This window comes from Nonomuraea longicatena, from assembly GCF_039525605.1.
In the GTDB taxonomy this organism is placed as follows: Bacteria; Actinomycetota; Actinomycetes; order Streptosporangiales; family Streptosporangiaceae; genus Nonomuraea; species Nonomuraea longicatena.
Genome location: NZ_BAAAHQ010000071.1, coordinates 1 through 2,045, shown reverse-complemented (window position 1 = coordinate 2,045; position 2,045 = coordinate 1). Strand labels below are relative to the sequence as shown.

Genomic DNA, 2,045 nt, shown 5'->3' with positions numbered 1-2,045 from the left:
TCAACCTCTTCGGCCGCGACCAGTACGTCTCCGGACTCCTCATCGACCACCACGTATAGCGGGAAATCCACCTCAATCACTATGGGCAATTCACCAGTCATGTTTAACCCCCCTAACCGGAGCTGGCGCGGCGACATCGAAGTGTCACCGCGCCAGTTGACGAATAAGGCTACTAATTCCACCCCGAGTCAGGGAAGTGGGGTGCACTGAAGCGTTGAATCTTCGTGTAATGCGTGGATGTCCAACCGTACACCTTGACGCCGTTGGGCAACTCCTTTTCCAGGATCCTGTCGGTTTTCGGTCTACCGGGCACGCTGTATTCCTTGGATCCTGCCCACCACGGATGTTCACGCCCCGAATAGGTGTCGTGCGAAGGAATCCGCCCCGCCTTCACGTCGTCGTAGGCGGAAGCGATCTTGTTGTTCATCCCCTTAGGCAGGGGATCCGACAACCTCCTAGTGGGGCATCCATTGCTGTTGTGAACGAGTACTGGTGTAGCCCCCGCCAGTACGTAGTACGTATGGAGGTCGTCGACTGTCAGGTTGTGAACAGCCTGGCTGCTTGACGTCCACGTGGCTACACCGGAGACCTGGACGCGGCGGACGCCCGAACTTGCTTGGAGGGAGGTTCCGGGCCGGAGTTGGCCAGCGTCGATCCAAGCCTTCTGGTCAAGGGACCAGAAGGGGTGCTCCTCCGTGGCGATCAGCGCACCTGCTGTGCCACTTCGGCCATCAGCGGTGCCGACAGAGATCCGGACGAGGTTCTTGGCTCCGCGGCTGTCGATCGGTGTGGTGACGGTTCGGGGTGCGGTCTGTCCGGTTTCTGGATCGGTGGCCAGGACTTTGTCGCCGACTTTGATCTTCTCGATGGGTTTCGTGGTGCCGTCGGCCATGAGAACCTGAGTTCCAGGCACGAAGCTGCTACACGACTTCCCCTTGAGCGCCTTATGGATTTTCTGTGCGACTTTCCGCCCGACTTTCACGACTGTTTCGATCTTCTTTGCAGGATTCAGAGCGTCCGCGAGCTCCCGCTCGATGACGCCTTCGCCTTCTCCGAGAAGACCCGCAGGCTTGGCCCGGCCGGTGCAATTGTGGGTCCGGCAGTACTCTTTCTGCCAAGACTTATGGCTGGCCTCCTTTTTGTCCCGGATCTGGGCGTCGCGGGTCTCGGTGCGGCGCTGTCTCACCCCTCGGATGCGGGCCTTTTCGCTGGCGCGCTCCCGCTGGCGGTGGATCCGCCGTTCCCGCTTGCTCTTTCTCTTTCCGCTGGCGTGGTGGGTTTTGGCGAAGTTCTGGTTGGCGTTCTTCTGGTTGCCCCGCGCGTAGCCGTAGCTCGTGTCGCCGCTGCCGCCGCCGGTGTCGACGCGGCGGCCGTCGGGGTCGGACAGGTCGATCGGGTTGTTGGCCGCGTACGAGTACGCGTTCGCCCACTCCGGGGTGCGCAGGTCGAGTTCCGGGTCCGTGGAGATGAACCGGGCGATCGACGGGTCGTAGTAGCGGGCGCCCAGATACGTAAGCTCCGTCGAGGCGTCTTCGGTTTTGCCGAGGAAACCCAGGTCGGTGAACGGCAGGTCGTCGCCGCCTCGGCGTTTGCCGTACGGCAGGTAGCGTTCCCGGCTGACCGCGCCGGTCGTGTCGTCGACGGCGAGTTGGGTGCTGCCGTGCCGTCCGGCCAGCAGCCATCGCAGCCCGCCCGGTTCGCGCATGGCGACCTTGGAGCCGTCGGAGGCCGAGTAGTACCGTTTGCCGGTCACCTGCCCGCCCGCCAGGCGCAGCTCGGCGTGACCCAGGTAGAGGGTGGCGGTGCCGTCGGGGTCGCGGCGGATCAGGCGTTCGCCGTCGGCGTCGTACACCATGCCGGTCTGCTGTCCGGCGACGGTGGCCTGGGCGAGTTGCCCGAGTTCGTTCCAGTCGAAGGTGGCCTGCTTGCCCGCGACCGTGCGGGCGGCGAGCTGGCCGGCGTTGTCGTAGGCGTAGGTGTCGGTGCCGCCGCGGTAGGTGTCAAGTCAAGTGGGACATAGTGCTGCTGAGGCGCTAAGCGGCGTC

1 protein-coding gene and 1 pseudogene are annotated in these 2,045 nt (G+C 63.7%); both read right to left on the bottom strand.

Annotation, left to right across the window (positions count from 1 at the left end):
• Positions 1 to 172 precede the first annotated feature (172 nt).
• Positions 173 to 892 (bottom strand): polymorphic toxin-type HINT domain-containing protein, encoded by a 720-nt coding sequence (locus ABD120_RS40000; RefSeq protein ID WP_486348455.1) that lies wholly within the window; start codon positions 890 to 892, stop codon positions 173 to 175.
• 489 nt (positions 893 to 1,381) lie between these two features.
• Positions 1,382 to 1,978, bottom strand: a pseudogene (locus ABD120_RS39995) (RHS repeat-associated core domain-containing protein); the annotation flags it as partial.
• Positions 1,979 to 2,045: the final 67 nt, after the last annotated feature.